General features: G+C 55.1%; 17 protein-coding genes. 4 read left to right on the top strand and 13 right to left on the bottom strand.

The window, feature by feature from the left end; all coding sequences use genetic code 11:
* Nucleotides 1-5,154, bottom strand: a complete 5,154-nt coding sequence (locus G449_RS0107140; protein WP_022658622.1) for a hemagglutinin repeat-containing protein — start codon at nucleotides 5,152-5,154, stop codon at nucleotides 1-3.
* 111 nt (nucleotides 5,155-5,265) lie between these two features.
* Nucleotides 5,266-6,846 carry a ShlB/FhaC/HecB family hemolysin secretion/activation protein gene (locus G449_RS16390; RefSeq protein ID WP_425387159.1) on the bottom strand — a complete coding sequence of 527 codons (1,581 nt, stop codon included), beginning with the start codon at nucleotides 6,844-6,846 and terminating at the stop codon, nucleotides 5,266-5,268.
* A 433-nt stretch (nucleotides 6,847-7,279) separates the two neighbouring features.
* Between G449_RS16390 and G449_RS0107125 the strand changes: the two genes are divergently transcribed.
* The 3 genes from G449_RS0107125 to G449_RS0107115 all read left to right on the top strand — a co-directional run bounded on the left by G449_RS0107125 (nucleotide 7,280) and on the right by G449_RS0107115 (nucleotide 8,881).
* The gene (locus tag G449_RS0107125) at nucleotides 7,280-7,621 is read left to right on the top strand and encodes a hypothetical protein (protein ID WP_022658620.1); all 342 of its coding nucleotides are present in this window, start codon (nucleotides 7,280-7,282) and stop codon (nucleotides 7,619-7,621) included.
* Nucleotides 7,622-7,683: 62 nt separating this feature from the next.
* Nucleotides 7,684-8,160: a GNAT family N-acetyltransferase gene (locus G449_RS18105; protein ID WP_081640494.1), complete on the top strand. Its 477-nt coding sequence runs from the start codon at nucleotides 7,684-7,686 to the stop codon at nucleotides 8,158-8,160.
* A 238-nt stretch (nucleotides 8,161-8,398) separates the two neighbouring features.
* Nucleotides 8,399-8,881, top strand: coding sequence for a GlcG/HbpS family heme-binding protein (locus G449_RS0107115; RefSeq protein WP_022658618.1), 483 nt, complete (start codon nucleotides 8,399-8,401; stop codon nucleotides 8,879-8,881).
* 251 nt (nucleotides 8,882-9,132) lie between these two features.
* Here G449_RS0107115 and G449_RS0107110 read toward each other — a convergent pair whose 3' ends face one another.
* The 9 genes from G449_RS0107110 to hpsG all read right to left on the bottom strand — a co-directional run bounded on the left by G449_RS0107110 (nucleotide 9,133) and on the right by hpsG (nucleotide 20,663).
* Nucleotides 9,133-9,987, bottom strand: a complete 855-nt coding sequence (locus G449_RS0107110; RefSeq protein ID WP_027180784.1) for an NAD(P)-dependent oxidoreductase — start codon at nucleotides 9,985-9,987, stop codon at nucleotides 9,133-9,135.
* Nucleotides 9,988-10,001: 14 nt separating this feature from the next.
* Nucleotides 10,002-10,559, bottom strand: a complete 558-nt coding sequence (locus G449_RS16380) for a DUF4125 family protein (protein ID WP_051135395.1) — start codon at nucleotides 10,557-10,559, stop codon at nucleotides 10,002-10,004.
* A gap of 18 nt (nucleotides 10,560-10,577) precedes the next feature.
* Nucleotides 10,578-11,399 carry a tetratricopeptide repeat protein gene (locus G449_RS16375; protein ID WP_022658616.1) on the bottom strand — a complete coding sequence of 274 codons (822 nt, stop codon included), beginning with the start codon at nucleotides 11,397-11,399 and terminating at the stop codon, nucleotides 10,578-10,580.
* Between the two features lie 81 nt (nucleotides 11,400-11,480).
* Nucleotides 11,481-12,416 (bottom strand): DUF4037 domain-containing protein, encoded by a 936-nt coding sequence (locus G449_RS0107095; protein ID WP_022658615.1) that lies wholly within the window; start codon nucleotides 12,414-12,416, stop codon nucleotides 11,481-11,483.
* Nucleotides 12,417-12,530: 114 nt separating this feature from the next.
* Nucleotides 12,531-13,928: a sigma-54 interaction domain-containing protein gene (locus tag G449_RS0107090; RefSeq protein ID WP_022658614.1), complete on the bottom strand. Its 1,398-nt coding sequence runs from the start codon at nucleotides 13,926-13,928 to the stop codon at nucleotides 12,531-12,533.
* Between the two features lie 104 nt (nucleotides 13,929-14,032).
* Nucleotides 14,033-15,412, bottom strand: a complete 1,380-nt coding sequence (locus tag G449_RS16370) for an MFS transporter (RefSeq protein ID WP_245170746.1) — start codon at nucleotides 15,410-15,412, stop codon at nucleotides 14,033-14,035.
* Nucleotides 15,413-15,594: 182 nt separating this feature from the next.
* The gene (locus tag G449_RS0107080) at nucleotides 15,595-16,425 is read right to left on the bottom strand and encodes an amidohydrolase family protein (protein ID WP_022658612.1); all 831 of its coding nucleotides are present in this window, start codon (nucleotides 16,423-16,425) and stop codon (nucleotides 15,595-15,597) included.
* A 563-nt stretch (nucleotides 16,426-16,988) separates the two neighbouring features.
* Nucleotides 16,989-17,885, bottom strand: a complete 897-nt coding sequence (gene hpsH, locus G449_RS0107075) for a (2S)-3-sulfopropanediol dehydratase activating enzyme (RefSeq protein WP_022658611.1) — start codon at nucleotides 17,883-17,885, stop codon at nucleotides 16,989-16,991.
* A gap of 303 nt (nucleotides 17,886-18,188) precedes the next feature.
* A complete protein-coding gene (hpsG, locus tag G449_RS0107070) occupies nucleotides 18,189-20,663 on the bottom strand; it encodes a (2S)-3-sulfopropanediol dehydratase (RefSeq protein WP_022658610.1) in 2,475 nt (824 codons plus the stop codon).
* Between the two features lie 583 nt (nucleotides 20,664-21,246).
* Here hpsG and G449_RS16365 point away from each other — a divergent pair.
* Nucleotides 21,247-22,446 (top strand): GGDEF domain-containing protein, encoded by a 1,200-nt coding sequence (locus tag G449_RS16365; RefSeq protein WP_081640493.1) that lies wholly within the window; start codon nucleotides 21,247-21,249, stop codon nucleotides 22,444-22,446.
* A gap of 111 nt (nucleotides 22,447-22,557) precedes the next feature.
* On the opposite strand, the gene G449_RS0107060 is transcribed toward G449_RS16365, so the two are convergent.
* Together G449_RS0107060 and G449_RS0107055 are read right to left on the bottom strand one after the other, a co-directional pair.
* Nucleotides 22,558-23,697 (bottom strand): double-cubane-cluster-containing anaerobic reductase, encoded by a 1,140-nt coding sequence (locus G449_RS0107060; RefSeq protein ID WP_022658608.1) that lies wholly within the window; start codon nucleotides 23,695-23,697, stop codon nucleotides 22,558-22,560.
* Nucleotides 23,698-23,728: 31 nt separating this feature from the next.
* On the bottom strand, nucleotides 23,729-24,637 hold the full coding sequence (locus G449_RS0107055) for an acyl-CoA dehydratase activase (protein ID WP_022658607.1): 909 nt from the start codon (nucleotides 24,635-24,637) through the stop codon (nucleotides 23,729-23,731).
* Nucleotides 24,638-25,130: the final 493 nt, after the last annotated feature.

The raw sequence follows: 25,130 nt of genomic DNA, 5'->3' as shown, positions 1-25,130 counted from the left end.
TTACACCCAGCGATGCATCGGCTGTAAAGCCCCGCCAACGGTTGCCCCGGCTTTGATGTCATAGCTGTTGGACGAATAGGAAGATGAATTCTGAAGGCTCGACACGTTCAGGTTGCGTCCCACAGTCATGCTTACGTCCTTGCCCGTAAGGTTGGCCCCGGCAATGGTGGTGTCCTGCCCTGATGTGGTTTTCAGCGTTTCGCCCGCCAGCAGCTTGGCATTATTGTATTCGTGGGTATCGTTATCGGCAGACTTGCCGCCCAGTGCCATATTACCCTGATAGCCAAATCCAACGCCATTTTTTCCAGCCTTTGCCCCAATACCAACACTTGCACTTATTTTGCCACTGGCGCTGCTGGCACCGGAAGAAGACTCTGCCGCGTGAATGGTCAAATCGCGTCCGGCGGCAATGGTGATATTGCGTTCTGCCTGAGCCTGCGTGCCCTGCATACTCACGTCCTGCCCTGCGGCAAGGGCCATATCCCGCCCAGCGCTCAGATCAGAAAGCACAGCGGTGGATTTATGGCTTTCGCTGCTGCTCCATGCCGAGCTGACACCTACGGTCAGGCTGCCTTCTGCCTTGGAGTCTGGCAGTGCTGCGGCACTATTGACAGCTTTTTTGGCATTGGTCACGCCTTCAACAACGCCATCCGCTTGGGCAGCACCCCGAGCATTGTTGTAAATGTTCTTGGCATTGGTGGTGGCATTCTGCTTGACGGTCAGATTCAAACCAACACGCAGGCTGCGTTCGTATTCGCTGATAGATTCCGTATTTGTTGCTTGCGCAATGTGAATGTCCTTGCCTGCGGTCATGCCAAGGTCTGTTCCGGCTTTTAGGCCAGAACCCGACATGTTTACATTTTGCCCAGCATTTACGGTCATGGTGTTACCCGCTGCAAGGGTGGTGGCCGCATTGGTGCTGCTGGCCGTTTCCCGTCCCTTGGCAAGATTCTGATAACCAACAAAAAGATTGCTTTCCTCTAGCCCCAATGTGCCGCCAACGCCAAATCCCGACGAAAACTTCTCCTTGCTGGACGAGCTGGTGTTGGTGCCGCCCAGAATATTGGCGTCGCGGCCTGCGTTGATGGTAACGTTGTTGCCTGCCGAAAGGCTGGAGCCAACAACGGATGTATCGCGCGAGGAGGCAACAGTTATGTTCTGTCCGGCATTCAGCTTTGAGCCCACGCTGGTACCCTGCGCGTTTTGCTCCCGCTTGCCCTCAGTGCCAAAAATGCTGCTGAAAGAGCCGCCCCCGCCCAGGCCGAAGCCAGTCTGTTTTTTGTACGACCATGAAGCCGACTGATTGGCGGCGTCGAGCACGCTTACATCGCCATTGCGCGCGGTGAGGTTGAGGTTTTGCTGGGCGATGAAGTTGGAGGCCGCAATGCCCACACTTTTGCCAGCATCAAGAGTGATATTTTGCCCCATAAGGTTTGACGCCACCTGGGTAACAGAAGAGCTGCCGCTGGCCTTGGAAGAAGAGCTGAGGCCCAATGCGCCCGTGGTGGACTTGGTGGAAGCAAAATAAGAGCTGTTTTGCCCGGAGACCACGTTGATATTGCCAGAGGCCAGCACCGAGAGGTCTTGCGCGCTGACAAGGTTGGAGCCAACAACCGTGGCATGCCCAAGCCCGGTTACGCCCGCCGCAAGCGTAAGATTGCCGCCCGCGCCGACTGTGGAAGCCTTGTTGGTGCGGTAATCCTGCGTGACCGTTTTTTTGGAGCTGGAGGAGAACAATCCGCCGTTGCCGGATTTGGTTTTGACAAATGAACTGAAGGTGTCCTGCACCGAGACGACAGAGAGGCTCTTGCCAGCCGCCAGCACGGCATTGCCCCCGGCAACGACCTGCGAGCCTGCTACGGTCATGTCATTGGCGGCGGTCATGGTCAGGTTGTCGCCTGCGGCCACGGCTGAGCCGGTGTGCGTTACCCGGTCTTCGCGGCTGTGAACGCCGTCGCCCATATGGAACTCTTCCGTAACCGTGCCAACGGTCATATTTCGCCCGGCCCGCAAGGCAATGTCGCCGCCAGCATTCAGGGTGCTGCCCGTGATGGAAACATCGTTGCCAGCCACGGCGGTTACGCTGTTTTTGGCCTCAATGCCCGCCTGCGCCAGCACATGGATGTTAGCTGCATTGCCGGGATCTCTGGTGGTAAGGGTTTGCGAGGTTATGTTGTTGCCGGCCTGCATGGCAATGTTGGTGCCCTGCATAAAGCCGCTGTTGTTGCTGATGTTGTTCAGCGCCGTCAGATTCAGGTCGCCGCCGCGCAGCAGGCCGCCAGTATTGCTGATATCGACAGAGGCAATATTGACGCTGCCGCCGCTTATAAGCCCTTCGTTCAGCACGCCCTTGCCCGCGTTGATGTACACATTTTTGGCCTGAACGCCGCCCCCGGCGGTGATGTCCTCTCTGGTGGCCGATGCCAGATACACATGGGGCACAAGCACCTTTTGCCCCATGTATTCCTCCTCCACCAGCCAGACCATATCTTGCGTAAGGGCTGCTGCCTGCGCCGCTGTGAGGGCCACGCCCGCCGTCAGGTTCAGATCCTTCTGCTGGGCAACCGCCGCATCCATGAGCCCGCGCATCTGATCCGCATCGGTGCTGTAACCGCCAAGAAAACGCCTGCCCGTGCTTTCAAGAATCTGCTGCTGCACAAGGCGTGTTTCATAGAATGCATCGCCCAGCAAAACTACCTGCTGGCGCTTCTGGTCCAGCCCAACGCGGCTGAGAAAGTAATCCGAACCGTAAAAATTGCCCAGATTGGTGAACCGGGGGTCGGTTACTATCAGATAATGGTGGCCAGGCGAGTCTACAGCGTGGAACATGGGGCTGCCGGAAAATGGATATCCCTTGCTGGCAGAATTGCTGTTGGGCTGGGAAATGCCTTGTCGCTGGCTCAGATTGCTGAATGTGCCAGAAACGTTCATGTACAGGCCTGAATTGGCGGAAAACACCGCAGGCGAGCGCCCTATTTCGGTGAACTCTTCCTTGTACGAGCGAAAATACTCGCCGGTAAAGTCATCGTCTGAATCCCAGCCCTTCATGGTTTCACGGGTAGTTTTGGTGTGTTGCAGCACGCCGTCCTTGTTTACGGCATTGCCCGCAGTAGCGGAAAGATTCTTACCCGCCGCAATGGTGCTGTATTCGTTGTTAAGAAAATCAGCGCCAATTATGATGTCTCCACCCGCCAGCATCTGGCTTGAAGGGGAATCCTTGAGAATGTAGTCGTTATATTCGTTGACGTAATACCACAGTTGCCTTCTGTCGCAGCCGTGCCCAAGCAGTGCAGCGTTGCATTCATGCCAGGAATATGAGGAGACGTGATTCCCCCGCGAGGCAATTTCAAATTCTCGTTTCTTGTTTTCAACTGTAGCGGCATTTATGCTTAATGTATCCCCGGCTGATATTGTGCCTGACAGATTGCGCACTACATTGGAACGCGTATTGCCCATGTATGTGATGGCAATATTGCGCCCGGCGTATATTTCGCCGCCATCGTTGAGCAGCAGACCTGCCGTTGCCAGTTGCTGATCCCTTGCGGCATAGATCACGCCGCCAATGCTGCTCAGGGTTGTTGACGAGATTGCAACATCTTGCCCGGCGGAAACAAATCCACCCCGCAAGATCATGTCGTCAGAAGTAACAACAAGGTCATTCCCTGCGGCAATGCTGCCTGTGGCGTCCACCGTGGCGCTGCCTGCCTGAAATTGGGCGTCCGCAGCCGCGCGCAACACGCTGTCCTGCACTTCCATCAACGCGGCTTTCACTGCCAGATTGGTGTACGCTTCTACTGTGAATTTTCCGGCAACGGTCAACTGGCGCACATCCAGGCCAATGTTCTGCCCCTGCACCAGACTGTCTGACAAAAGGTAGGTTCCGCCAGTCAAAAGCAGGGCATCCTGAACGGATATGGTTGAAGACCGCACATTGGCTGTATTGGTAACCGCAATGCCCACACTGCCGCCAGAAAGCACCTTCGCCTGATTGGCCTCCAGCGTGTCGGCAACAATGGTTGTTTTGCCATGCTGCGTAAGCCCGCCGGAAGAATCCACGCCTGAAACGACCCTCGCCCCTGGCTCCAGTGCCAGAGCGTTTGCCTGTATGGATAGATTCTCGCCAGCAGCCAGCACGCCGGGGGTGGAAACCCTTGGCGCGGAGACTCCGAGGCTTTTTGCCGCCGCCGCGCTTTCGTCCACACGGATTTCCGTATTGCTTGCAAGCATGGCATCGCCGCCCGACGAGGCTTCGCGCAGGCGCAGCTTGCCATCGGCGGTAATAACCATCTGGTCTGCGCTCTGCACCGTGCCCTCAAGGTTGACGCCAACGCCTTTTTCTGTGGCGACCAGGGTTATGCGGTTGGCGTACATGCCGCCAAGGGCAGAGGAATCAATGGCAACCTGAGGCTTGGGATTGGCAGGATCATCCGCCAGCGGCGTAACCGTGCCATCTGTGGCAATGTTGTTTCTGCCAGCCACTACCGTGACGTTTTTGCCGCGAACCTGGGCTTCTACGGAGGCTGTACGGGCCAGCAGGGTAAAGGCATCGGTATTGTCCGCATTGATGCCAGCGCCTTCAATGCTGATATCGCCGCGCTGCACCTCGTGCCCGGTCAACGCCCCGGCGGGGTTTACCTGCGGCACGCCGGTGCTCAGCGTAGCGCGCGGCACATTGATGAAGCCGCCGCCGTTAACCGTGATGCCGTTGGGGTTTGCCAGAACAACATCCGCAGGGCGGCCGCCCACCTCGATGTAGCCCTCAATGCGCGAACGGTTGGCGCTTGTCACCTCGTTGAGAATGGTGCTGGCCTCGCGCGAAGAATCACCGTGAAAATTGGGATTGCCCGTAATAATGCCGCCAATCTGCGTAGTAACAGTCCGATAGCTGTTGTTGAGAATCAGCCCCTGCTGGTGCACATTGAAGTCTGAATACTGGTTGTGCGAAAGGCCCGAGCTGTTGGGCGCGGTAATGTTGACGAGCGGAACACCGTTGGCCGAAACATCCATGGATGGGCGCTTGCTGCCGGGCGCGTTGGGGTCGGGGGTTACCCCGCCCGCAGCAAATGCGGATGCGGCAAAAATGGGAGAAAGAATCAGTTGCGCCGAAAGTATGGCGCACAATGCCACGGAGTGTATTGGTGTACGGTGTTCCATGATGATTCCCTAAGTGTAAATATCAGGCAAATTGAGCCTGAGCTGTTCCAAACGTTTGCTCTGCTTTGCGCCGCAGGCATCAGGCGGATGCGGCATCTGCCAGTGCTGGCGTTAAAAGGTGTAACGCACGCTTACTGACCAAACATCGCCCTTATCCTGCACGTAATCCGGCACTGTCAGCGGTTTTGACCACGATGCCTGCACCGAAAGCTTGCCGCTGGTGCGCACGCCGATAGTCATGCCTGTCAGCTCGCCCCATTCGTAGGGGTCTTTGGCATCGCGGCTTATGCCGCCGTAGTCGTAGGCCGCGTAAATTTGCACTGGCCCAAGCGGCGAAGCCGTCACCGGTTCCAGAATCTTTGCCGGAACAGTCCAGGCCAGTTCGTTGCGCATATAGCCCCCGCAATCACCGCCCACGGGTGTTTCGCGAAATCCGCGCACAGTGTAGGGGCTGCCCACATACAGGCGCTCCGCGCCGTACATGGTTTGCTCGCTGGTTTGACCAAAGGCCGTAAGATTCCACGACCATTGCTGCTGGCCGAGCTCAAATGGCCGCTGCCAGCCAACCGTGCCTGTGGTTTTGCTGAACCGCGTGTGGGGAGTTGTGGAGGTTTCCGGGCCGGGAACACTCCATGACATATTGGGAATGCCCCAGATTTGCTCCGCCTGAAGGGTCAGTACGCCGCCAAGCATGCGGCGCACATAACTGGCCGCAAGCCCGGTGGTGGTAAGCCGATAGCTGCTGGCCAAAAGACGCACGTCTTCAAAGTGGTTTTCCACGTCTCTGTATTGAATAAACGTACCCAGAGAGAGCTTGCCGTTGCCGTCCCGCCAGATAACCCTGTCCAGTGCGAGGCGCATGGCAGAGGTGGTGCCGCTGCTGGTGTAGGCCTGATTCAATCCGTATATCTGCGTCGTGTAATTGAAACGGCTGGCACTGCCGCTCAGCAGCCAATAGCCTAACGGGATTGAAAACAGCCCGGTGACGCTCTCGCTCGCGCCTTCCCAGTCATTTTTGAACTGGCCGAAAACCTGGGGCATGGAACCTGTGTAGTAGAACGAAAACTGGTCGTTGCAGCCGATGAAGTTGTCTTTTTCCAAGCCCAGGGTGTATTCCGCGCGGCCTGTCGTATCCTGCCCCAGATTGTCAAAGCCAACACTTGGCCGCCACGTGCGTTCCTGCACGTTATCAATGACCACCTTGCTTTCGCCTACCTGCGAACCCGGCGCTATGGACATGATGGCCCTGTTGGAAGGCAGACGGTTGAGCTGATCCAGCCCCTGCTCAATGTCCCTCAGCTGAAGAACCGAGCCTTTCACAAAAGGGAAGATTGTTTTGAGCTGGCGGGCGTTCATGGTGGAACCGGGCGACATTTCAATAGATTCCACCCTGCCCTCGATAACGCGGATGTGCAGCACCCCAAGTGAAAGATCCTGCGGCTCCAGCACAGCTCTGGAACCAACATAGCCTTTCTGGACGTAGGCGTTGGTGAGTTCTTGCAGCACCGTATTGATGCCGCCCAGCGTAAGGCATTGCCCCTCGTGAGCCTGCGTGATCGCCCGTACCTGATGCGAGGAAAGCAGGGTGGCCCCTTCCACACTGATTGTATTGATAGGTATGCAATGACCTGTTTCTTTATGCGGCTGGGGCTTGGTTGGCTCTGGCTGCTCTGCGGGCGGGGTCAAAAGCATCCTGCGGCGCTGGTTATCTTCCATCTCTCGCAGACGCTGATCGTGTAACTCTGCAGCTCGATCAGGAGAAAAAGACGGCATTGGTGCGGCGGCATAAGCATTCTGCATAAGCAACAGAATCACCGTGAGGCATACAGCTATTTTTTGCATCGCGGGTGTATACTAGTAGCCGATAATAGATGCAACGATATATAAATATTAGTTGATTAGTCGGTTTATTATAGCTAGCTGAAACTAATTGAGAACTAGTACAAATAAAAAAATTTTAATAAAAATTATATATTCAAAACTGCATAGGATGTACTTTCGCACGGATACAACTCAAAAAATAAATATAATATTATCTTAGCGAAATTTATGCTTTTTTACTTCGACTTCTGCTCTGGAATCCTGCCTTGCAACGAAAGCTGGCAATCTTTGTCAGCAAATCGCAATGTCGCGGGGTGGAATGCGGACTAATACTTTAGAATTATACATTGATATAGAAACAATTATTATATATCAAAAACAAAAAATCAGGATGGACAATATGCTTTTAATAAGAGCTGCAACAATACTTTTTGGTGCTATTTTGGGATTTTATGCCGTACAGTTCATCCGAAAGTACAGATTGAACCTGAAAACAATTTCTGAGCTAAGACGAATAAACCTATATCTTGACCTGGAAATTGAAGACTTGAGAGCAGAGCTAAAGAAATATAAAAAAGACGAACCTGAAATCAGCTTTGAAGAAACAAGTGATGCGCACGGCAGCATTGAAAAACCTGCGGATTAGATTTTTACCGATGATTTGTAATTATTTTTTTCTTAATTGATGCGCAATGAACAAGGATTACAATGATAAAATTTATAATGAAGTCGCTTTGCCTTCATGATGTTCACTCACTGCTTCAGGGAAAGATTTTATTAAGCCAGATAAACTGTGCAGAATATCTACTTCCTCATGTTGTTCTTCAAGCGGCTCTTGATCTCCACACGCGTGGAACAGACTGGTTTTGGTGCTCCCCACGGCTCTTTATAGATGATATCACCGGGCAAACCCTGGGCACTGCATCGTTTCTGCCCACTAACGATTCTAGTGTTCATGAAATCGGTTATGGCACAGCAACAGAATTTCAGGGAATGGGGATTGCCTCACGCGGACTTGCATTGATGCTGGCAGGAGCGCAGGCCCATGATTCCGCCATGCGCTATATGGCCAAAACAGCCATCAACAACCTGGCCTCGCAGCGCGTTCTTGAAAAGAACGGCTTTACCCCCTACGGCAAAACCATAGATGCGGAAGACGGCGAGCTTGTTCTCTGGGGCAGATAGCTGCGCTGTCACCTCCAATCAGAAACACAGCGCCGCACTTTCGGCGTGTCGGACGGAACGGCCCTATCAAGGCAAACCACAGGCAGGCAATCTGCAGCCCGTTTAGCCACAAAAACGATATTGTTCTTTTTTACACAAAGGGATACTCTCAAGCATCAGGAGTCGAATCCGCATTAACGGTTTCGTCCCCACCACGGTTGAAATTCTGTTTCCTTAACATCAACTAAGGAGTAGCACCGTGCGCCGTATATTGCCTGTTTTTCTTGTCCTTTTGCTTGTTGCCTTCAACGCTTACGCCTCGGCACCCGCAAAACAGCTTCCCGGTGATCTTACCCTGGCCGAAGCACAGACAGTGCTCAACACTGCACTGGCTTTCTCTGTAAAACAGGGCATCCCCATGAACATTGCCGTTGTGGATGCCGGGGGCAACCTCAAAGCCTTTGTCCGTGAGGATGGGGCCTTTATTGGCAGCATCGATATTTCGCAAAAAAAGGCCATAACGGCCCGCTATTTCAATATGTCCACTGCCCAGCTTGGCGCTGCCTCCCAGCCGGGTAAAGAACTTTATGGCATTGAAGTCACCAACAGGGGTCTTGTCATCTTTGGCGGCGGCGAACTGCTGATCCGCAATGGCGTCATTGTCGGGGCCATCGGCGTGAGCGGCGGCAGCGTGGCTGAAGACACCGCCGTTTCCAAGGCTGGCGCGGCGGCGCTCAAGTAAACCAACACAAAAGGCATCAAGCCCACACAAAGCATATTATGGGGCCTCCCGCATGTTTTCTGCACAGAACCCGCGCGGCAAGCCCCAAAAACAGCCCCCATCAGGCAAAAACAGGTACTCCTTCCGGTATACTCTGCCCGCCTGATGGGGGTTCTTTTATCGAATTTTATGACTTGCCGCTGTTTGCCAGCGCATTTGTGCGAGCTGAAAATACTTGCCAGTCCGACAATATAATTATGCTGAATCAGCCCCTAAACTTCGTGCACCGCTGCGCAGTCCTTCTTGCCCAGCCCCGCAGCCTCGCCACGGCCGAACCGGGCAAAAACCATATCCAGCAGGGGCACATCCACATTCATGCCGTGAGCCATACCGCAGCCAAGGCGCAGATCTTTGAGGGCAAGTTCCAGCGCGAACCTCGGGGGATCATACTCCCCTTGGGCCATGGATTTTCCCCTGGCATCAAGCTGAAAACTTTGCGCGCCAGTTTCGCCAAGCAGTTGCAGCAGCAGGTTTTTTTCCACCCCGGCGGCCTCGCCTATGCGCAGCCCCTCGCTCAAAACAGCAAGATTTGCCATGCCCACAAGATTGCTGACCAGCTTGACCGCGCAGGCTGCTTCCACCGTACCCACATTGTTGAACACGCCAAGAATGGGCCAGACTTCGGCCAGCCCGGCAATGGCCTGCTGGTCGCCGCCCACAAAGAGCGGGGCTTCGCCGCGTTCCGCATGGGCTGGCGTTTTGCCAAGGGTGCATTGAATGTAGGCAATACCCTGCCTGTCTGCGGCTTCGGCAAGGGCAAAGGCAGTATGGGAATCGATGGTCGAAAGTTCCACATGCACGGAACCGGGCTGCATGTGCGCGTACAGGCCATCCGGGCCAAGCGCTTTTTCCGTCAGATGTTCCGGCAGGGCCAGGCAGGTGAATACGACTTTGCAGGGAGCCATGTCCGCCATGCTCATGGCGGGTACGCCGCATTTTCCGGCGGCAATGGTTTTGTCCCTTCCCTCGGCGCTACGGTTGTAAACGTGCACGGTTTTGCCCGCGCGAATAAGATTGCGCGCCAGCGGCCCGCCCATTGCGCCTACGCCGATAAAACCAAATTCCATATCTAGCGCCCCTGCTATTTGCCCTGCGCTGCGGCTTCGCAGGCGTCAATGCCGCCCTTGCCCAGCAGGCGCATCAAAAAGTCGTGCCGCTCCACCACAAGGTTACGGCCTTGCTGGCGCGCGCGGCGCACCTGCGCGGCGTAGAGTTCCAGCGTTCTGTCCGAAAGCGTTTCAAGCTCGCAGCGCAGGTAACGGCGAAACATACCCTGACCGTTGCTTTTTATGACGTGCGGATAGCGCGTCTGAGCCTCATGCAGAAAGGCCTCTTCGGCATCGGCGATTTCATCCAGCAGCGGGCTTGTGCTCAGGGGCGGCAAACGGTCGTCCATGCGGGCGTATTTTTCAACCATGAGGTTGCGGCTGTTCACTTCCGCCTGCCGCAAATCGGCAAGGTACGAATCCAGCACGGCATCTTCGTGCGCGGAATGGGCCATTTTGCGCATAGCGCGAAAGGTGTCTGGCCGGGTCTGGCATTCTGAAACGCCGCCCTCGTTGTTGGTGGCCAAAAACATGGCAAGCTCGCGTTCAATGATCTCGGCAAGCGCTGCTTCCCGATCAAAAATTTCCTGCATAGCCTATACTCCTTCAGCTCAGGCCGTGGGGGCCGCAGCCGCTCTGGCCTGATGGCAGATTTCAAGATTCTTTCTGTAGCCCTGCGCTTCTGCGCCCATGCCTAGACCAAGTCGGTCGTACATGCTCACAGAATCCTGCAAGGTCGCGGCGGCCTCGTCCCACTGCCCGGCAGAGGCCAGCGCCACGCCAAGATTGCCCAGAGAAAAAGCCGTTTCCTCGTGCTCGCCCAGCAGTTCCCGCCGCAAAGCCACGGACTGACGGTGCAGGGCGATGCCTTCGGCAAGCTGCCCGCGTTCTTCGCAGATGCGCCCAAGGTTATTGAGGCAAACACCCAGTTGCGGCACGCAGAAACCCTGCTTTTCCCAGATTTCCTTGGCGCTGAGCATGAGGGATTCCGCCCGGTCAAAATCGCGCTTGCGGTAATAGGCGGAAGAAAGACGCAACTGCGCTTCCGCAACCTGTGGGGAATCCGACCCGCAGGCCTCAATGGTAAGCCGCAGGGCTTCGCGCCCAAGATCAAGGCTTTCTTCTACCTTTTCAAGCCCAAGCAGTGCATGGGCAAGGTTCTGCATGGCCCCGAGGGTCATGGGCGCTGTGGGGCCCATGGTAGCGCGCAGCAGGGCAAGGCTTTCCTGCAGGGCCTGAACGGCTGCATCCGGGCGTTGCAGGGCAAAATTGGCGCGGCCCATGCCGTCCAGAGCCAGAGCGCGGCAGAGGTCATCGCCGGGATACCGCGCAACAAGCGCCTCAAGCGCTTCAATGCACTTTTGCGGTTGGCCCTGTTTCATCAGATCAAGGGCGGGGCGCAGTTCATCAAGCCATTGGCGTTGTGCGGCCATCGGCAACTCCTCATGGAATAGGTGCTCGACAGAGTAAAAAGGCTTTCTAATGCAGCCAGAGGCAAGGGCTGCGGGGCAGGATCAGCCTTGCAGCATATCCATATGCAGCAGGGCTGGCTCTTCTACATGCCGCAGAATCTGCGGCCCATGCTCCCAGAGCCAGTTGCCGGATGCACGGCTCAGGTCCACAGCGCGCAGATGCGCCGCCGCCATGCCGCAAAATTCTTCCACCGCCGCAACAATCTGCGCCCCATGCTCCTGATTGGCCGGGGTCTGCGCCACAAGGCTCAACGCGCGCGCCAGTTGCGGGCCGAGCACGGGCAAGGTTGCGGCCAGCTTGCCCGCCCATTTGTAAAAGGGCATGTAACGGCGGTTGCACAAAAAGACAAAGGAAAGCGCCGCCTCCGCAAAGCGCGCCGTTGCCAGCATGACCGCCACAGAATCATTGCGCTTGAGGCTGCGGGGCAGATTGTATTGCCCGGCCTGTGCCATGATCATGCAGCGGGCAGCCATCTTTTTGAGCAGCACATCGCGCGGATAGCAAGCCAGCAGGGCATCACGCCGCCGCGTAAATTCGCCGCCCCTGTCTTCAAAAACCTGCCCGTTGGTGCAGGCCGCAAGCTGATGCTCGGGGATGGCAAGCCACTGCTGCCAGGTGGCGGGCACGTCATCCAGCCCGGTAAAAAAGGCGTAAAAATCTTCAATGGGCAGCGGCCCTACCCTGCCCTGTCTGCGCTCGGGCGCAAGCCTGCTTTCAAAGCCCTGAAACTCGCGAGGCAAGCGGGCAAAGGCAGCCTCTATGCGCGGCAGCTCTGCCCGCAAAATCTGGCGCGGCAGCCAGAGGCAAAAGGCCGGGCCAAAGTCGTGATCCTGGGATTCCACATCATCGCAGCCAAAGCATTCCGAGCCTTCGCCCACCAGACCAGCGGCGGCCACGTCCATAATGTCGGGAATCTCCGCCCGCAAAGCGGGAAGGCAGGCCGCATAAAATTCACGCGCAAGGTTCAGCCCCTTCATGCATACTCCAGAATATTCAGTCGCGCTGCAATGGCGCAGGTTGCAACAGCCGCCGCTGCGGAAGCCCACGGCAAACAATGCCGCCCATGTGGATTGATCTGGCAGGCGTAGCCGCTAACCATGCTTGATGGCTTCAATTTCCTTAACTTTGCGAAATATGGTGCTGCGGTCCATCTGAAACTGGCGCGAAAGCTCGCTGATGGAGCCGTAGCGCTGCATGCCCTTTTCGATGACCGCAGTTTCCACTTCCTTCATGATGCTTTTGAGCGAGCGGCCTTCAATGGAGGGCAAGGCGTAGCGCCCTTCGCCGGATTCGCTCGGCGGCAAGGGGCGGATGCCCGCCAGATCGCGCACGCCCACAAGCCCATGCTTGCAGGTCACCACCAGCCCCTGCACGAGGTTTTCCAGCTCGCGCACATTGCCCGGCCATGTGTGGTTTTGCATCACCTGCTTGGCTTCGTCAGAAAGATTGACGGCCTTGCGGTACTTCTTGCCGTAAAAGGTAAAAAAGCTCTGCGCCAGCGGCAGAATATCCACGCGGCGCGAGCGCAGGGGCGGGATGTTCAGCACCGCCACCTTGAGGCGATAATAAAGGTCGGAGCGGAACATGCCCTTGGCGACCTCGCGCTCCAGCTCCTTGTTGGTGGCGGCCACAACGCGCACATCCACCTTTTTGGGCACTGTGGCGCCCACGCGCAGCACTTCCCAATCCTGTAGCACCCGCAGCAGGCGCGACTGCATGGTCATGGGCAGTTCGCCAATTTCATCAAGGAACAGGGTGCCGCCCGAGGCCGCCTCCACAAGCCCGGCCTTGCCATGCTTGCTTGCGCCGGAAAAACTGCCGGGAACATAGCCGAACAGTTCCGTTTCAATCAGGTTTTCAGGGATGCTGCCGCAGTCCACCTTGATAAAGGGCGCATCGGCCCTCAGGCTGTTGCGGTGGATGTGCCGGGCCACAACGTCCTTGCCCACGCCGGTCTCACCCAGCAACAACACGGTTGCGTCAGTCTCTGCAATGGCGGAGGCTTCGGCGTACAGGCGCTGCATGACAGGGCTTTGCACCACGCGCGGGTACTGGTTGCCCGTGACCCCTTCACTGCTGAGATTCTGAAAAGTTTCAAGCAGTTCGCGCTGCGCGGTAATTTCTTCACGCAGTTCGGTCAGCGCCGTGATGTCACGGATGACAGTCACAACATAGGCGACCTTGCCCGAGGCGTCCTTTACAGGGTGCCCGTCAAGCAGCAAGGTGCGCCCGTTGTAGAGGTTCTGTACACTTGAGACCTTTTGCCCGGTTTCCACAATGCGCGGATTAAGCACAACGTCAAAAATGCCGTTCTGGACCATGTCCTGAATGCGGTTCCCCATCATCTTTTCACGGGAAATACCGGTCAGTTCCGCATGGCGCTTGTTCACGAGCGTAACGATGCCTTCCCGGTCAGTAACGCAGATAGCGTCCCGGAAGGTATCGCAAAGTTGTTCTACATAGTCTGCTAGCATGTGGGGATTGTACATGCATTATCTCCCAGGGCGCAAGTATGCTCCCACGCCCGGTTTACGGGCATGGGAGCAAATGAAAGGCGCTGCCGTCCGGCAAAAGCCGACAGCGTGTTCCATTGTTAGAACCCTTCGGCGCTGGTGGCTTCTACCATTGCGGTCTTAGGGGTTTGGGTAACAGTATTGCTGGCCTGGGCATTGCGGCGGGCGCGGGCCATGCGGCTGAGCCACAGGGTGGAAAGCGCGCTGAGCACGCCGATGCCAGCCAGATAACCGCAGAGGTACCAGGGCGCGCCGTCGGCCATGCCGGTGAGCATGGCGGCGACCATGGGGGTCATACCGGAGGCGAAGATGGCGGTGAACTGATAAACAAAGGAGATGCCGGAGTAACGCACCGAGGCGTCAAAACTTTCGGAAAACACGCTGGACATGGTGCCGAACACGGCGGCGTGAAGGATGCCGAAGGGCAGCGCCAGGGCAAGCACCACGCACAGGTAGTTGCCGGAGAAGTTATGCAGCACCCAGAAGGCCGGGAAGCTGGAGATACCGAGCAGCACAGCGCATACGCCGTAAATTTTGGCTTTGCCGTGCTTGTCGGCCATATGACCCCAGAAGGGGATAAAGCAGGACATGACGAGAGAAGAAATCATCACGGCGGTCAGGGCTGCTGAGCGGCCAATGCCGTGCTGCTGCGTAAGATAGGTGAGCGAATACACGCCAAAGACGTTGAAGGACACGCCGTCGATAAAGCGTGCGCCCATGCAGGCCAGCATCATCTTGGGATAACGCTTGAAGGCGTCCAGCAGGGGATACTTGGCTTCAGGCATCTTCTCCTTGGCTTCAGAAAAGTCCTTGGTTTCCTGCACGGTGCTGCGCATGTAGCCGCCAACGGCAAGCAGCACGGCAGAAAGCAGGAAGGCAACGCGCCAGCCCCAGTTAAGGAAAGCTTCGTCAGTAAGAACAACAGAGAAGAAGCCCACGATGCCCGAGGCAAGCAGCAGACCAAGCGACATGCCGATCTGCGGCAGGCTGGCGTAAAAGGCGCGCTTGTCTGCCGGTGCGGATTCATAAGACATGAGCACAGCGCCGCCCCACTCGCCGCCAAGGCCAATGCCCTGGGCAAGACGGCAGACGATCAGCAGGATAGGTGCCCAGATGCCAATGGTGTGGTAGGTGGGGATAAGGCCGATGCAGACAGTGGCGATACCCATGATTTCCAGGGTCAGGATGAGCATTTTTTTACGGCCCAGCTTGTCGCCGAAGTGGCCAAAAATCACGCCGCCCAAAGGCCGCGCCACAAAGCCGACCGCAAAAGTGGCAAAAGCAAGCATAGTGCCGATACGCGCGTCAAAATCTGGAAAATACAGCTTGTTGAAGAAAAGCCCGGCCACAACGCCGTACAGGAAGAAGTCGTACCATTCGATGACGGCGCCGATGATGGACGAAGCCACAACGCGGCGCAGATTCTTCTTCTGGTCGTGAGTCATTTGTTCGCTATGCATGGTTTTCCTTTGATCCTTTTGCCTGGATGTTCATACTGGCCTTTGCGCCAAAGCGCTAGCGCCCGGGGGGAACATTCCCTGAAGCCACTTCGTTTATTCACTACCAGGACACGAAACCAATTCCGCTCCCGGTCAAAACTCACTGGGCAGATGCGCAGCCTCGCGGCCTGCGCCTGCAATCATTAAAGATTGAGCAGACGCGCCGCGTTGTTGTACATGACGTTTTCAAGCGTTTCCGGCGTAAAGGGGAGCCGCTTGTACAGCTCGATCTGCTCCTGAAAATCCATAAAGGGCGCGGCGCTGGCAAAGAGCACCTTGTCGCCGATGAGGGTATTGGCGGCCTTGATGTAGCCCTCGGAGAAAGGCTGTTCCTCGTATTCCGCAAGGTCGATGTACACGTTGCGGTTACGGTGCACGGTCATGATGACCTCGCTCACCCAGGGGTAGCAGCCGTGGCTGATAACAATCTTGAGCTTGGGAAAGTCGGCGGCGATGCGGTCGATGTGCCGGGGGTGGGCATCGTCCATCACCGCGCCATCCACCAGAGTGGCTGGGCCGGTTGTGATGACGATGGGCACGTCAAGTTCGCAGCATTTGGCGTAGATGGGATAATACCTGGCATGGCTGGCAGGAATGCGCGCAAGATACGGGTCAATGGCCGCGCCGCGCATGCCCTTGTTCACCATGTTTGTAAGCTCTGCTGTGGCATCCATGCCCTTGTGGGGATCAAGACCGGCAAAGCCGATGAACTTGTCCGGGTACTGTCGCATGAGCTCAAGAATGCCGGGATTGGCGGATCCAAGACCATAGGTGGTTTCAGCGTCACGCCCTGTCACAACCCCTTTGACCACGCCCTGCTTTTCCATGTCGGCAACGATCTTTTCAATAGGCTCTGGCTTGGCCCGGTCAGCGTATTTGAAAAGTTCAAACATGCCGCCGAACACTTTGTTGGAAAGCATTCCCTTAACGGCGTCAGGGGTGCTGGGGCGAAAACGGAAATCAATGATGTTCATGAAACATTCCTTTAGGAATAAAAATTGTGCCTCGCGGCTATGCATCCCTAAAGGCAAGAAGCGTGCCTATTGTGAAATTGAGTGCAAAAACAAACCTCCTAATAGTGATGGCAATTGATATTGTTAAAAAATATCTATAATATCAATGTATTATAAAAAATATGGAGGGAAAATATATTTCTGAAAAAACTGCACCGGTTGGCTGCACTCACACATAGTGCTGCACACTGCCCTCAATCTGATTACAAATGGCAAAAACTAAGAAGAATTATTTTATAACTACATAGAATAATTCTATATTTTAATCAGGAATAAGAATTGTTTATAATTTCCCCCCGCATGCATCCACTTGTTGCAAAAATGCAACAAACCAAAAAACAATATTTTATTATTATAAATAAGCATGTTATATAAAAACTGAGCAACCAACTTGTGCAAAAAAACACACACCAAATAGCTGGCTGTGCATTTTTACACAACCACGAATATTCATCCCCAAAAACAGAACGCCAGGGCCTTGCGGTCCTGGCGCTTGATTCCATAAAAATACAACAAATTCAGCACTAAGAAGCAATTTTTCTCAAGTGCTCCATCTTTGCTTCATCAAGCTTTGCGCCTTCCAGTTCATACTGGCGGCCAAGGTAGCCATACTTGGGCTGCCCCATACGGTGGTAGCCTAACAGCTCGTACTGAATATTGGGCCGGCGGGGGATCGACTCGCGGATAGCCAGGATATCGTCCTCGGTGTCATTGAATCCGGGGATAACCGGGGTGCGCGCAAGTATGGGCAACTGGGGAAAGTCCTCGCAGACTCGTGCAAAATTGCGCAAAATCAGCATATTATCCACGCCCGTATGCTTTTTGTGCTGCACAGGGTCAAGGCTCTTTATGTCAAAAATAAGCTTGTTCAGGTGCTTGCAGGCCTCATGCAGATGCTCGTAGGGATAGCAGCCGCAGGTTTCGATGGTGGTATTGATGTGATGTTTGCGGGCCTCGCGCAGCAGGGCATTGGCAAATTCGTGCTGCATGAGGGCCTCACCGCCGGAGAGTGTCATGCCGCCGCCGGAACGGTGATAGAACACGCCGTCCTCTTCAACTTTATCAAGTACCTGACGCACAGACATGGTTTCGCCGTATACGCTCTGCGCGCCCGAGGGGCAGGCCCGCACACAGGCAAAGCACTCGCTGCACTTGCTGCGGTCATGCGCAATCAGGCCATCCACAAGGCTAAGCGCGCCCGAAGTACAGGCATTGAGGCAGCGCCCGCAGACCTGGGCAGTAAGGCAACGCGAGGGATTGAAGGCATGCTCGGGATGAAGATTCTGCGACTCGGGGTTACTGCACCAGCGGCAACGCAGAGGGCAACCCTTGAGGAAAACCAGGGTGCGGATACCTTCGCCATCGTGCACGCTGAACTTCTGTATATTAAAAACAACACCTTGTACTTGTGCGTCAGTCATGGGGTCATCCTTGGTGTGCGGCCAGCCCTGGCGCGCCGTTTGAGTAAATTCAAAAGGGGAAGGGATTGCTCCCCTCCCCCCGGAGCGTTGGCAAGGTCAACGCGGTCAGAAATCAGGAGCAGATGGCGGGCTTGCGCTCTGTTAAACGGCTGATGTCTGCGCTGAAAATTTGCGGGAGGGGACTTGCCCCCTCCCCTGACGGTCTGTTTGTTTGAGGGTTTTGGAGAGTATCGCTGCGAGGGGCCTTTGGTATCCGGCAAGAAACTTGACGCAGTCCGGCAAAAGCCCCTCGCGGCGATATATTTAGAACTGGGCGTGTTCGGTACGGTCGATGATGTCGTTCTGCAAGTCGCGGGAAAGATCGCAGAAGTATGCACTGTACCCTGCGATACGCACCAGCAGGCTGCGGTAGTTGTCGGGTTCTTTCTGGGCGTTGAGCAGGGTCTGCCTGTTCACGATGTTGAACTGCAGGTGCCACAGCTTGAGGTCGCACCAGGTGCGGATAAGGTTCACGATCTTCTCCGTGCCTTCATCGCCGGAAACGCACTTGGGCGACAGCTTGATGTTCAGCAGGCGGGAAGCGCGGTTGGTCATGCCGTAGTTCTTGGAATGGTAGTTGGAAAGCAGAACCGCAGTGGGGCCGTTCTTGTCCGCGCCGTGCGAAGCGGAAGAACCGTCGGAAAGCGCAGTCCAGGCATGACGGCCATTGGGCGTGGCGGAAACCACCTTGCCAAAGGGTACATGCGAGGTGATGGGCACGTAGCGCACGTCCACATGCACGCCGCGATCGCGGGAGCTCTTTTCGGCTTCCACCTGGGTCACGCGGTCAACGTCCTTGGCAATGCTGTCCACGTAGGGATCATTGTTGCCGTAGCAGGGGGCGTTGCGCAGCATTTCGCGCACGGGTTCGGCGCCCTTGAAGTCGGCCTTGCAGGCTTCCACCACTTCTTTCATGCTCAGGCGTTTTTCTTCAAACACCAGCTTTTTGATGGCGGCAAGGGAGTCCACAACAGTGCCGTAGCCCAGGAATTCAAAGTAGGAGTAATCCACGCCGCCGGGGATCTTTTCGCAGTGCAGATCCATGAGGTTTTCCATGCACAGGTTGTGCAGCACGGAAGAAAGCGGCGCGGCAAAGTGCTGCGGGCGCAGCTTGTCCACCACATGCTGCTGCTGGAAGGCCTTGCGCAGCAGGTTGAGGTGCTGGGCCTTGTAAGCTTCGTAAAAGTCTTCCCAGCACTTGAAGGAGGTCGCTTCGCCCGTTTCAAGGCCCACAACCTCATCGCCGTAGTGCTGCATGCGGCCATTGTACATGGTCATTTCAAGGGCGGTGGCAAAGTTCACGTACACGCAACCGGAGGTGTAGGTATCGCGGTTGGGCATGCGCGTTTCTGTGCAGCCGGAAACGGCGTAGTCCAGAGCTTCGTTGACCGGGCAGCCCTTGATGGTGTTGAGGAACACCACTTCTTCATCGTTAATGAGCTTGGGGAAGCCGGAGCCGTCCTTGATGGTCAGGGCCACTTCGCGCAGGAAGCGTTCGGGCGAACGGGAGTGGATGCGCGCGGCAAGGTCGGGGTAGTTGAGCGGGAATTCGCGCTTGGATTCAAGGAACAGGTAGGTCAGATCGTTGGTGGCGTCTTCGCCATCGGGGGTCTGGCCGCCGATGGTCACGGCTTCCCAGTGAGCATAGCCTTCCTGAAATTCAACGCCCGTGGGGTTGATGTACAGGTCGATGAACTGGGCCATATCCACCCACATGCATTCAAGCAGTTCCTTGGCTTCTTCGCGGCTGATGATGCCTTCTTCAATGTCCTTTTTGTACAGGGGGTACAGGTACTGGTCCATACGGCCATTGGAGATGATGGCGCTGGCCTTCTGCTCGATGCGCGAGAACATCTGCACAAACCACTGGCACTGCATGGCTTCGCGGAAGCTGCGGGCAGGGTGAGCGGGCACGTGATCGCAGGTTTCGGCGATCTGGAGCAGCTCGGCCTTGCGCTTGGGGTCGCCTTCCTTGGCGGCAAGTTCACGGGCCAGATCGGCGTGGCGCTTGGCCCAGATCATGATGGAGTCGCACACGATGATCATGGCTTCGAGGAAGGGCTTCTTGTCCCACAGATCAACGGAGTTGGTCAGATCAAGGGTGGCAAGCTTTTCGCGGGCTTCTTTCTGGATGTCGAGGAAGCCGCGCTTGATGACCTTTTCGTAGTCCGGCACCCACTGAAGGGCCGAGCGGTAGGACGAGGTTTCGCTCACCACGAACTTGGACTTGAGGCCGCGTTCGTCCACATAGGTGACGTTGCGGATTTCGGCAGGCAGGGTCTTGTTGAGGTGTTCATGGTAGGTCTTGCCTTCCCAGTAGGGGGCAATCTCTTCCATAACAACCTTGATGTCTTCCTGCGAAATCTGGAAGGGGCTCTTGTCGCGGTGCTCCAGGTCGGCCAGTACTTCGCGGTAAAAGTCGCCGTCGATTTCAGGGTACAGAATGCCGTAACGGCCAAACTTGCCCACGCGGCCAGCAATAAGCTGGTTGGGGGTAATGTATACGGTGATTTTTTCGGCCACGTTTTTCAGGGCCTTGGCCCAGCGCAGGGTCAGCAGTTCACCTTCGGTTTCGCGCATGGATTCGGTGAAATACTTGGCGCGCTCAACGTCCACGTGGGGAAGGCTGAACTGGTTCTGTTCCAGAATGCCGTAAACGCGCTCGCGCCCTTTACGGTCAACGCTCTTATTGACAACGCGTTCTTCCTGGGGGGACATGCAGCAACCGCACTGACTCATGATGAAACTCCTGAATGGTGATTATGTTCAAGCGAGATGCTTGTGATATTCATCTCAATGACCACCTATGAGCATCATCCGTGCCATTATATTTAACTATATGTAATATTTATATTTTTTAAAAATATCTCCAAAATTTCAGAAACCGCCATCAATTCTCATTGTTGCAAATTTACAACATATTTTTTATAACATACTAAATTTGCAATATAATTTAAAAAGGTGTTTTTTTGCAACAGTGCAAAAAAACACTTTTTCACAATCTCACCTTTTTGCCATCGCTTGTACTGCCAATACCGCCAGTTCACCCACTACAGGCATATCCCTCCCAGACAAAAAACGTAACTGCGTGGTTACTTATGCAAGCTGGCAATAACTTCAACCACACTTTCGATGTTAATATTTGCAGATTAAGTTAACTTATATTTACGCAACCAATTTGACTCATAAAAAATTTTGCTTCAATATCTTGTTTATTATAAGATAATTATTTCGAAAAGTTGAGATGCTTGATCTCAAATATAGTTTATTGTAGCGTATAAATTGAGAAGCCATCATCGCATTTTTTTCAAGGGAATATGATATGCTTAAGAAGTACTATACAGAATCAACAGACAGAAACAAATTTGATAAAACCTTCTCACGCGCAGAGTTAAAATTACTCTCTCTCGTTGTTATTTCCATAATAATAACTGCGGTGTTGATAACTTCAATTTTCTATTATTACAGAAATCTTGATTTAAAACTCATAACAACCATGAGGTCAGACGCCATTTTTTCTCTCCTGCTTGACCGCATACCGCCAGAAAACTTCACTGCAATTTATAATGACAAAGATGCGGACTCGCACCTTTACAATAAGGTGCAGCAAGAGCTTGACGACGTTCGTAAAATAACCGCCGTCAGGTATCTCTACACGGCAAAGCGCAATTCTGAAGGCAATGCCATATATGTTGTTGATGGCCTGCCACGGGATTCAGAAGATTTTCGTGCCAGCGGTTCGCCCATAGAAGCCGAAATTCTCCCCGCTGTGAACAAATGTCTGGATGGTGATGTTTTTCATGGAACAGAGATCCTTAATACATCATGGGGCATGATCATTCCGTCTTGCGAACCGATCAAAAGCAACGGAGTCACGGTTGGCGCTCTTGTTATCGAATTTGACGGGGAATATTTTGCTGAAAATACCGCAAGCTCCCAGCGGTATTACATCATTGCTTCCATTTGCATTGCCATTGGCGTTGGCTTTGTGGCCATTGTGCTGATTCGCAGCTTTTCCATTCCGCTCTATCAATGGCTCGCATATACAGATTTGCTCACAGGCGCAATGAACCGCAACGCCTTTGAACTGGCCACCCACAAGCTACGCGGCGCAGAGCAGCAAAAAAACATTACTGTGGTGTCGTGCGACCTGAACAAACTTAAAGCCATCAACGACCAGTTTGGTCACTCGGCTGGCGATGAACACATCAGGGCCCTTGCCCAGCTTCTTATGAAAAATTTCAGGACTCAGGGCTCAACGTACCGCATTGGCGGTGATGAGTTTGTTACATTGCTGTTCAACGCCAGCCTGGACGCAACAGAAAAAAAGATTGCTGAAATTTGCGTTGAGGCACGACAAGTTACCATTGGAAACTTCTGCCTGTGCTTTTCGTACGGCATTGCGCAATTTGACCCGGCGCAGGATGACAGCATTGACGACACCATTTCGCGGGCAGACGTTAAGATGTACCATTACAAGTGCGCAAAAAGAGAAGCTGAGGCTGCCAAGACCATAATCTGAGGCCCCAAGCGCATCCGCATCCGCAAAAAAAATCAGGCGGCCTGCCCTGCCCCGTAATTACATTCGGGAGCAGCGCGGGCCGCCTGACGCTGGCGGGAGTAACCGCAGCTTTTACAGCATTTCGATAAACGCCTCTACGCGAACCTTGAGCTGCTCCGTATCCGTTTCAGAGTAGTCTGTTTCGATTTGCAGGAAGGGCAACTGCAAGGAATCCTGAACAAATTTCTTGAGAGAGGACGATTCCACCGCATAGGTCTGGCAGCCCTGCCAGGTCTGGTCAACCACAGCATCCACCGCGAAATCTGCCGCCAGTTCCTTGATGGCCTCGTAGCGGCGCGGATTGGGCGACATGACGGCACAGGGCACATCCAGATAACGGCGGGCCATCTCGGTCAGCGGGTCGCCCTGCTCGTCCATCATCACGCGGGTTTTCTTGTAGCCGGAGCAGTTATCAAGGCAGACCACGCTGCCGCCGCATTCTTCAATCAGGCGCACAACCTTGTGCGACCCCATGCCCACAGGAACGCCCGTCAGCAGTATGCGCGGCGCGCTTGCGGCAACGCCTGTCTGCCCCGCATCGGCCATTTTGCCAAGTTCGTCCGCAAGCTCCAGCATCATGGAGATGCCTTTTTCCTTATCAGGGAAGAAGGACGTTTTGAACCCGATTTCCAGCAGCTCCATGCCCGTGATGGGCGAGGGTTTGCGCTTTGCCAGATCCATAACGGCCTTGAGGGCCATGCGCTCACGGTTCATGAGCTTGATGGCGTCGCGCAGTTTCTGCTCTGTGATGGATACGCCAAATTCTTTTTCCAGATAGGCGATGAGCAGCTCAAACTGATGCCGCCAGTATGCAAGGGCGTCATCATTCTGCACCTGGGGCAGTTGCAGCAGAAAAACGGGTTTGTAGGCTGCAAGCAGCTCGTACATTTTCTTTTTGCCGTCACAGGTGGTGTCGGCCACAACCACATCTGCCGCGCTCAGGTAGGGGCAACTGTCTTTAAGCGCAAAGCCGAAGCTGCTCTTGATGAGCGGACAAAGGGCGCGGGGCAGCATTTCTTCTGCCGCGGGGATGGAATCGTTGCGGGTGCCGCACAAGGAAACCGGAATGGCCCCTGCGGCCACCGCTATTTCAGAAGGGCTGTACAGGCAGTACTGGCCCACAACTTTTTTACCTTCCCTCTTGGCCTCCTGCACTGCCAGAGCGTTTTTTTCAAAAGCGGTAATAATGCGGTCAAAGCTGGCACACTTCATGATGCTTTCCTTCCTTGCGAGGTTATTGAGGTTATTGCTGTGTATTGAGAGCGCGGTCTTTTTTCGCGCACAAATCTGCGGCAATCAGGGCCGCCCCGAGCGCACCCACAGTCTGCGGGTCGTGCGGCACCTGAACGGGCAGGCCGAGTTCGTCTGAAAGTATGGCGGCAAAGGCGGGGCTGGTTGCCAGACCGCCGGTAAATACGCATTCCCCCTGCATGGGGATGCGCCGGGCAAGGGCGCACATTCTGCGGGCAATGGCGCGGAACACCCCTGCTGCTATATCTTGCGGCGGCGTACTGCGGGCCAGCAGGCCCACAATTTCCGTTTCTGCAAACACGGCGCACATGCTTGAGATGGCCACAGGCTTGCCAGTAGCGGCTGCCTTGCCCAGTTCGTCCAACGGCATGTTCAAAATACCCGAGAGCACCTGCAAAAAACGTCCGGTGCCTGCCGCGCACTTGTCGTTCATCAAAAAATCGCGCACTGCGCCCGGTTTGCCCGCGGATTTGAGCGCGCCCAAACTGGCCGCGCCGCCAGCTGCATCCAGACTGCCCGCATCCAGATTGGCCGCTTCCGATTCACGCGGGATATCCAGGCTTATTACCTTGCTGTCCTGCCCGCCGATATCGAGCACAAGCCCGGCGCGGGGGAAAAGATGTGCAGCGCCCCGCGCATGACAACTGATCTCCGTAACCGTTTTGTCGGCAAAAGGCAGGGCAATGCGCCCGTAGCCCGTGGCAGTGACATGCCTCAGATCGTTGCGCGCCATTGCGGCAGCCTCGCAGGCATTGTTGAGCGCAAATTCGCCCGCCTCGGCGGTATTCCAGCCTGTGGGCAGCACTGCCCGCCCGGCAATCTGCGAGCCGCCGTTGGGCAGCAGCTCAAGCACAACGGCCTTTGCAGCCACAGAACCCACATCAATTCCAGCTACATACATAGCGCATACTCCTGATCGTACCCATTGCTGCGGTACAAAAACGCAAAACAAAACCCGCCGCACAGCGCAAGGCTGTGGAGCGGGCAATATGACAAAAGCGCCAGCAGCGCAGTGCTGCAAGGCGGTCAATACAATGGAAAGCCTCGGCAACTAAACTGCTACATGGGGAAACGTGGGGAGATATGGAACAAGAGCAGGGGTACGGCAGGCAATAAAAAAGCCCCCGCTTCCTGCCTAGGCTATGGGAAGGGGAAACAGGCGGGCGCTGACACGCCGCCTCGAATGAGGGCCTCCAACCTGAAGGCGCTGATGCTGTCATGACCCGCCGCCCTTAAAGGCAGGCAAGACACGACAATCCCTATAAGAAAACACAGGATACCTCGCTGTTGCAGATGCCGCCGACATGATTCGGCCTAAAACTGTGTAACAAGTTAGCGTAAGGACATCAGCTTGTCGATAGGGATACACACGCCATTGAGTAATAGTGCCACAA

Source organism: Desulfovibrio desulfuricans DSM 642 (genome assembly GCF_000420465.1).
Taxonomy (GTDB): Bacteria; Desulfobacterota; Desulfovibrionia; order Desulfovibrionales; family Desulfovibrionaceae; genus Desulfovibrio; species Desulfovibrio desulfuricans.
This window is presented reverse-complemented; position numbering and strand designations above follow the sequence as displayed.

Bases quoted from the DNA above. Each gene is read 5' to 3' on its own strand.
- G449_RS16370 (WP_245170746.1), bottom strand. From the start codon at position 15,412: ATGCATAGCGAACAAATGACTCACGACCAGAAGAAGAATCTGCGCCGC.
- G449_RS16380 (WP_051135395.1), bottom strand. From the start codon at position 10,559: ATGCAGGAAATTTTTGATCGGGAAGCAGCGCTTGCCGAGATCATTGAA.
- G449_RS16365 (WP_081640493.1), top strand. From the start codon at position 21,247: ATGCTTAAGAAGTACTATACAGAATCAACAGACAGAAACAAATTTGAT.
- G449_RS16390 (WP_425387159.1), bottom strand. From the start codon at position 6,846: ATGCTTTTGACCCCGCCCGCAGAGCAGCCAGAGCCAACCAAGCCCCAG.
- G449_RS0107125 (WP_022658620.1), top strand. From the start codon at position 7,280: ATGTCGCGGGGTGGAATGCGGACTAATACTTTAGAATTATACATTGAT.
- G449_RS0107090 (WP_022658614.1), bottom strand. From the start codon at position 13,928: ATGTACAATCCCCACATGCTAGCAGACTATGTAGAACAACTTTGCGAT.
- hpsH (WP_022658611.1), bottom strand. From the start codon at position 17,885: ATGACTGACGCACAAGTACAAGGTGTTGTTTTTAATATACAGAAGTTC.
- G449_RS0107055 (WP_022658607.1), bottom strand. From the start codon at position 24,637: ATGTATGTAGCTGGAATTGATGTGGGTTCTGTGGCTGCAAAGGCCGTT.
- G449_RS0107110 (WP_027180784.1), bottom strand. From the start codon at position 9,987: ATGGAATTTGGTTTTATCGGCGTAGGCGCAATGGGCGGGCCGCTGGCG.
- G449_RS0107060 (WP_022658608.1), bottom strand. From the start codon at position 23,697: ATGAAGTGTGCCAGCTTTGACCGCATTATTACCGCTTTTGAAAAAAAC.
- G449_RS0107095 (WP_022658615.1), bottom strand. From the start codon at position 12,416: ATGAAGGGGCTGAACCTTGCGCGTGAATTTTATGCGGCCTGCCTTCCC.
- G449_RS18105 (WP_081640494.1), top strand. From the start codon at position 7,684: ATGATAAAATTTATAATGAAGTCGCTTTGCCTTCATGATGTTCACTCA.
- G449_RS0107080 (WP_022658612.1), bottom strand. From the start codon at position 16,425: ATGAACATCATTGATTTCCGTTTTCGCCCCAGCACCCCTGACGCCGTT.
- hpsG (WP_022658610.1), bottom strand. From the start codon at position 20,663: ATGAGTCAGTGCGGTTGCTGCATGTCCCCCCAGGAAGAACGCGTTGTC.
- G449_RS16375 (WP_022658616.1), bottom strand. From the start codon at position 11,399: ATGGCCGCACAACGCCAATGGCTTGATGAACTGCGCCCCGCCCTTGAT.
- G449_RS0107140 (WP_022658622.1), bottom strand. From the start codon at position 5,154: ATGGAACACCGTACACCAATACACTCCGTGGCATTGTGCGCCATACTT.